Annotated in this window: 4 protein-coding genes; all 4 read right to left on the bottom strand. The window is 30.0% G+C overall.

From position 1 onward, the window contains the following. Window positions 1-288: 288 nt before the first annotated feature. The gene (locus CPJCM30710_RS15720) at window positions 289-1,257 is read right to left on the bottom strand and encodes a LacI family DNA-binding transcriptional regulator (protein WP_212905110.1); all 969 of its coding nucleotides are present in this window, start codon (window positions 1,255-1,257) and stop codon (window positions 289-291) included. A 403-nt stretch (window positions 1,258-1,660) separates the two neighbouring features. Continuing rightward, a complete protein-coding gene (locus CPJCM30710_RS15715) occupies window positions 1,661-4,048 on the bottom strand; it encodes a sensor histidine kinase (RefSeq protein WP_212905109.1) in 2,388 nt (795 codons plus the stop codon). A 198-nt stretch (window positions 4,049-4,246) separates the two neighbouring features. Next, window positions 4,247-5,233: a carbohydrate kinase family protein gene (locus CPJCM30710_RS15710; RefSeq protein WP_212905108.1), complete on the bottom strand. Its 987-nt coding sequence runs from the start codon at window positions 5,231-5,233 to the stop codon at window positions 4,247-4,249. Between the two features lie 17 nt (window positions 5,234-5,250). Beyond that, on the bottom strand, window positions 5,251-6,726 hold the full coding sequence (locus CPJCM30710_RS15705; RefSeq protein WP_212905107.1) for a glycoside hydrolase family 32 protein: 1,476 nt from the start codon (window positions 6,724-6,726) through the stop codon (window positions 5,251-5,253). Between the last annotated feature and the right edge of the window lie 18 nt (window positions 6,727-6,744).

The raw sequence follows: 6,744 nt of genomic DNA, 5'->3' as shown, positions 1-6,744 counted from the left end.
CTCCCTTACCACAACCTGAAAACATTGTTAGTGTTAGCATGCCTGTTATGACAGCTGTTAAAAGTTTTTTTCTCATTAATTCTTCCCCCTCATCTTTTTTGGAAATGTTTCCACTTTTATTTAATAAAAATATAAAACGTTTCAGTTTAATGGAAATGTTTCCATTTTGGTTTAATTAAAACGGAAACCATTCCAATCATGTGGAAATGTTTCCAAACTTCTAATCAAGAAAACGTTTTACAAATTTAGTTTACCATATACTTGATATAATGTAAATATATTTTTTTATCAAATTGTTGTTTCTCCTTTTCTAAATGATACTGGTAATACCAATTCTTCTGGTACTTCCACACCATTTATTTGATTGATTAATATTTCAACGCTAGATCTAGCTATTTCCTCAACAGGCTGACGTATAGTTGAAAGAATAGGATGAAAATAATCATTAGTTTGAATACCGTCGTATCCAATTACCTGAATATCTTCTGGAATGCGCTTCCCTCTTGCTCTAGCCTCACTAATAAAAGCTCCTGCAAACATATCTGTACTCGTAAATACACCATCAACCTCTGGATATTTATCTAAAAACTTTTTTGCTAACTCTCTTTCACATCCAAACTTAACCAAATCTTCCAAAACGCAATATTTAACCTTATTCTTCTCAGCTGTATCAATAAAAGCCTCTTTACGCTTAAATACAGCAGTTTCTACAGTCGAACCGCCTCCTAGATACCCTAGATACTTACATCCATTATTAATCAATGTCTCAGTGGCAATCTTTCCTTCAGTATAATTATCTGATGCTACATAAGGTACTTTCTTACTAAAATAACGATCTATTGTTACTACCCTCATTTTAGGATCAATATATTTATCGATATTATGATAAGATAAAATTATAATACCAGCTACTTGATTTTGTTTTAACATTTCTAAATACTGAATTTCTTTTTCCTTTTTTCCTTCTGAATTGCATAGCATTAATTTATAGTCATTCTTATAAGATTGATCTTCTATATAAAATGCAAGTTCTGAAAAAAAAGGATGCCAAACAGTCGGTATTAAGAGCCCAATAAATTTTGTTGATTGCTTTTTAAAGTTTCTTGCAACTTCATTCGGGGTATAATTTAATTCTCTCATAACCTGTAATACTTTTTCTCTTGTTTCAGGTTTTACTGAGCCAGTTCCATTTAAAACTCTAGAAACAGTCCCTAATCCTACTCCAGACTTTTTTGCCACATCCTTTATAGTTGCCAATATATTCCCCCCTTAAAAGTGCTAAGAATGCGTGAGTCAAATTCTATTTAGGTTTTAAAAAATAATCTCAGCATTCAATATATATTTTAAAATTTTAAATTTAATTATGGACTTATAATAACCCAATTATATAATAAATGTGCATATGCGAAAAGTATTAAAAACCCTCTTGATAGTTTTATAGTACAATTATTTATGAATAAAACATATCATTAATTAATATTAATGTAAATAATTATTTTTCCATGGTATTGAATTACCGCCTTTGAATTATAACTATTTACACCATTGTAGACACTTTTATTCAGATATAGATGAAAATACTTATTAATAAAGATAAAGAAACCCATTGGCTATGACTGAATCATATCAATGGGCTTCTCTCATACATATAGGAATTTTACTAATCATATATATCTGAAAATTCTATCTTGATTTTTTCGATTTTGCTTTTACTTTCATTTATATAAATATCGAGTTTAGGATTGCTTTCATCTTTAGATAATAATTTTATGGGAAGTTTCACTCTAAACTCACTTCCTTCACCAGGGGCACTTTCTAATTCAATAGTACCATTGTGTAAAATCACTAGTTCTTTAACCAATGAAAGACCAATGCCACTTCCTTCCCTATTTCTAGATAGCGACTTGTCTACTTGAACAAATTTTTCAAATATAGAGGATTGCTTTTCAGCAGGTATCCCTACTCCAGTATCTTTAACAGATAGGACTATACTATTGACCTTATCGTATATATTGACTTCTATGCTTCCACCACTAGGGGTAAATTTTATAGCATTTGATAATAGATTAAGTATAATTCTTTCCATTGAATCTGGATCGAAAGCCATGATTTTTTCCTCTATTTCCGTATCAAAGGTAATAGAAATATCCTTACTTTCAACATAATCAGCAACTGATAATACAATATTTTCTACTACACTTATTATATCCTTATTCGAAAGCTGAGTAAAAAAGTGTCCTGCATCAATCTTTGTTATATCAATAAGATTGCCTATAATTCTAAGCAGCCTATAGCAGTTTTGTCTCATTATACCTATATACTTTTCTACGCTTTCTTGCTCTTCATTAAATGCACTAGTTTTCAATTCTATGATTTGGAGAGCACTAAAAATTAAATTTAATGGTGTTCTAAGTTCATGAGAAATATTAGAGAAGAAGTTAGTTTTTAGCCTATCATAATGCATCATTTCCCGAATAAGCTTTGCATTTTCTTCATTGTTCTTATGGTCAGTCATATCAAGTCCAAATAAAATTAATCCTCTACGAGTCCCGTTATTATTAAATAGAGGTATTCTTAATGTATCATAAACCTTATTAATGCCCTCTTTTTTATCTGGTACGACTTCTTCACTTCTATACATAGTGCCTGCCTTCCATGCTTCTTCATCTTTATTCATCCAATTTGCTAGCACATAATTTTCATGAGTTGATAAGTTAACTAATTCATCAATGTTTTTATTTTCAAAATTTTTTTTGCTAATGTTCAGTAATTTTAAAACTGTATTATTTGCCTTAAGGAATTTGCCCTCTGGATTTCTCATGTAAATTATATTGGGAGTGGAATCCATTACTGTATATAGCAAACTCTCACTATCAAATAATAATCTTTCAGCAAATCTACGTCTATATATATTAACAATTACAAGAGTTATTGATAATATAATGATAAGTATAATAGCAGTTATTAAATATAAAACTTGTGTTTTAGATATATTATAAAATTTAGAAGGCTCATTAACTATCTTAGCCCCTTTAGGTAAGGCTTTGAAATCAATATTAAATTGTTTTAACTTATCATAATTAAATACATAGTTATGAGCCGAATCTTCAGTAACAGGAATGTCTGAGGGTTTCTCACCATTTAATATTCTTAAAGCTAATTTACCTATTTCTTTCCCTAAATCACAGCCGTCTGTAATTACTCCTCCAATACTCTGCTTGTTAAGTTCTATATAACACCTAGAAAAAACAGGTATTTTATTATCTTTAAAAAGAGTATCAGTAACGTGGGTAATTGATATATCCTCACCATTATCATCCTTAAGATTTGCATCAAAATAGGCTATAGTACCTGGCGGTAATTTATTCATTTTTTCTTTTACCTTTGTAATATTTTGTTCATCAGAAAATATGAAGGTAACTTTGTCTTTATATAGAGGCATTAGCCCTTTTATATAATCTTCTATTCCTCCTGGTATTTTGTCTGTAATAACAAATATTTGTTTAGCATTAGGCTGAAGCTCTAAAGCAACATCTAAAGTATTTTTAATATCTGGGCTCTTTACTAACCCTGTAAAAAGTGGATGGTTGGAAATCATAGACTTATTGAAATTATTTATACCACTAAATATAACAGGAGTATTTGGAAATAACTTATCTCCATACTTTAGTAAAAAATTAAATGCTCCGTCATCTAAGGTAATTATAACGTCAATTTTTTTATTTCTATATTTATATTTATATAATTCATAAAGTTGCTTCGAATACTCTTCTCCAAAGTTACTGCTATAATCCATATTCTCAATCTCTAAACTAATATCTTTTTTGCTATCTATAAACTCTGAATTAATTGAAGATATTATTTCATTAATCCATTGTCTTGATTCATATCCGGATATAATAGTACTTTTATTACTGTATGAATTTAAAATAAGTACACTTTTTTGTACTTCATCTTGAGCATAAGCAGGTCTTTGAAAAAAAGCAAAAAAAATAATAAAGAATATAAAGAAAATAGCATGTTGTTTTATGCGTCTATTATAATTCATAAGATTATGCCTCCTAGTAAAAAATAGTAGTATGAATATTTCAGGTTAAAAACTCTAATTATAGACGAACCAAAAATCCCACGCTTAAATTTAAAGAAACGATTCAAGAGATAGACTAATATTAGCTATCTCTTTTGTATAACTTATTTTATAATGACAATATTTTTTTCTTTAGCTATAGCTTTTCCAGTAGTATAACTAAACAATTTTGTATTCGGATTTTTTAATAAAATCTTCAACTTCTTCTCTTGCTGGCAATGCAGCCATTGCCCCTTTCTTTGAAACAGTTAAAGCAGCAACTCCATTAGAAAACTTTAATAAGTCTTTTATTTTTTCTTTATCTAACTCAATTAATTCTTCTAATTTTATATCATTGAATGAAAGTTGATATAGTAGAGAACCAATAAAAGAATCTCCTGCTCCGGTTGTATCTTCTACTTTCACGTCAAAAGCTTCTGATTCAACACAGAGATCAACTGTTATAAGTTGAGCTCCCTTATTGCCTGTAGTATATACAACAACTTTAACATCTCCTACAAATAATGACTTCAAAGCTTCTTTCTCATTTTTAATACCTGTAATAAACTCCAATTCCTCATCACTTATTTTTACTATATTAGCATATGGTAAAAACTCTAATACAGCCTCTCTGCAACTTTCTTTACTCTCCCAAAGAGGTAACCTTATGTTTGGATCAAAGCTTATTATACACTTATTAGCTTTAGCATATTCTATAGCCTTTCTATGAGCATCCTTAATAGGAGCATCTATTAAACTTACAGAGCAAAAATGTAATATATCGCCCTCTTGAAAATCTTCTTCATTAATTTCATCAGCATTTAAAAGCATATCTGCACTAGGATTTCTATAAAATGAAAAATCTCTTTCCCCATCTTCTCCTAGTGAAACAAAAGCCAAGGCAGTATTTGCTTCTTTAGTTCTTATCACCCTTGAAGTATCTACCCCTAACATATTAGCATCTTCTAAAATCTTATCTCCAAAAGCATCTGCTCCAAGCTTCGTTAACATCATGCCTCTTCCACCTAACTTGCATACTGCTGCAACTACATTAAGCGGTGCCCCTCCTGGTACTCTTAAAAATCCTTCTACATCCTTCAGAGTCTTTCCTTTTTGCTTAGGAATAAAATCTATTAAAGCTTCTCCTATGGATATTACCTTGCTCATATCATCATCTCCTATATTTATTTTTGTATATCCCAAAGTTTTGCTTCTACCACAGCATCACCATTAGCAAAGAAACTGATTCCAGTGCTATTTTTATCTGTAAATATACGACCTGTAAATACCTCTTCTCCATCATTCACAAATACTTCAATTGAAGAAATATCAACAAAAACTTGTAATTTTATTTCTTTAGAGTCTATAATACATTTACGCTGCATCCCATACTCTTCTGCAAACATCTTGCCTGATTTACTGCGATCTATAACAAGTTTCTTATCTTTTATATCATAGTAAACTACAGTCTCCTCATTTTCCCCTTTTCTAAGTTTAACACCTATGTAATCTCCATTAAACTCTTTGAATGTGCAAATCATCTCATACACTTTTCCATTGAAATCATCAACAATTCTATCTTCATTATTCAATTTATATAATACTGAACGTTCATTACATCTCAATTGCTGTAATTCTTGAACTGGAGCTTGTACTATTTTATTATCCTGTATTTTAATTTCTCTAGGAATAGTAAGACAGTGAGCCCATTCACTTTCATCTGAAGGATAATCAATCTCTGGTAATCCCATCCACCCTATCAGTACACGTCTTCCATTATCATCTTCCGTTGTTTGAGGAGCATAAAAGTCAAATCCTCTATCTAATTCCCTAAATACTCCATGATTAAAGATTCCATTTTCAAAATCTATCAGTTCTCCAATTAAATAACCTGATTGAAATATATTTAAATAATTATCACCATCTGGTTCAATTCCCTGTGGAGATATTATAAATATGCCTTTATTATCAAGTTCAAAATAATCAGGACATTCCCACATAAATCCATTACCCTTAAAGTTTGTTTTAACCTCTCCTTTAAAAGTCCAATTTAATAAATCTTCTGACTGATAGTATACTACTGTTCCTAAAAGTTCATCGGTTTGTGCTCCTATTAAACAATAATATTTATGATTATACTTAAGTACCTTTGGATCTCTAAAATGATCCGTATACCCTTCTGGAATACATTCTATAACCGGTTCATCATTTTTAGTAATAACACCGTCTTTATTCATAACGGCTAAACATTGATAAGGATGTCTAACCCAGTCTTTATTCCTTGTATTTCCTGTATAAAATAAATATAACTTTTCATTTTCAACTATCCCCGTTCCTGAGAATGCTCCATGACTTTCAAAATATTTATCTGGAGTTATTCCAATTCCACAATCCTTCCAATTAACTAAATCCTTTGAAGAAACATGATACCAGTATTTTAATCCATGAACAGGTCCTAACGGAAACCATTGATAAAATAAATGATACTCTCCATTATAATAAGAAAAACCATTTGGATCATTTAATAATCCTGTATTAGGTTGAATATGAAATTGTTGTCTGTACGGACAACAATCAACTTTCTTCTTTAATTCTATTACTTCATTTTGTTCTACATCTTCTATTCTTCTATATCGTTGTTCTCTAGTCCATTCAGCCATTACTCTCTCCTTAATTAA

This window comes from Clostridium polyendosporum (assembly GCF_018332455.1).
Classification (GTDB): Bacteria; Bacillota; Clostridia; order Clostridiales; family Clostridiaceae; genus Clostridium_AY; species Clostridium_AY polyendosporum.
The sequence above is the reverse complement of the archived record's forward strand: the minus strand, read 5'-3'. Positions and strand labels throughout refer to the sequence as shown.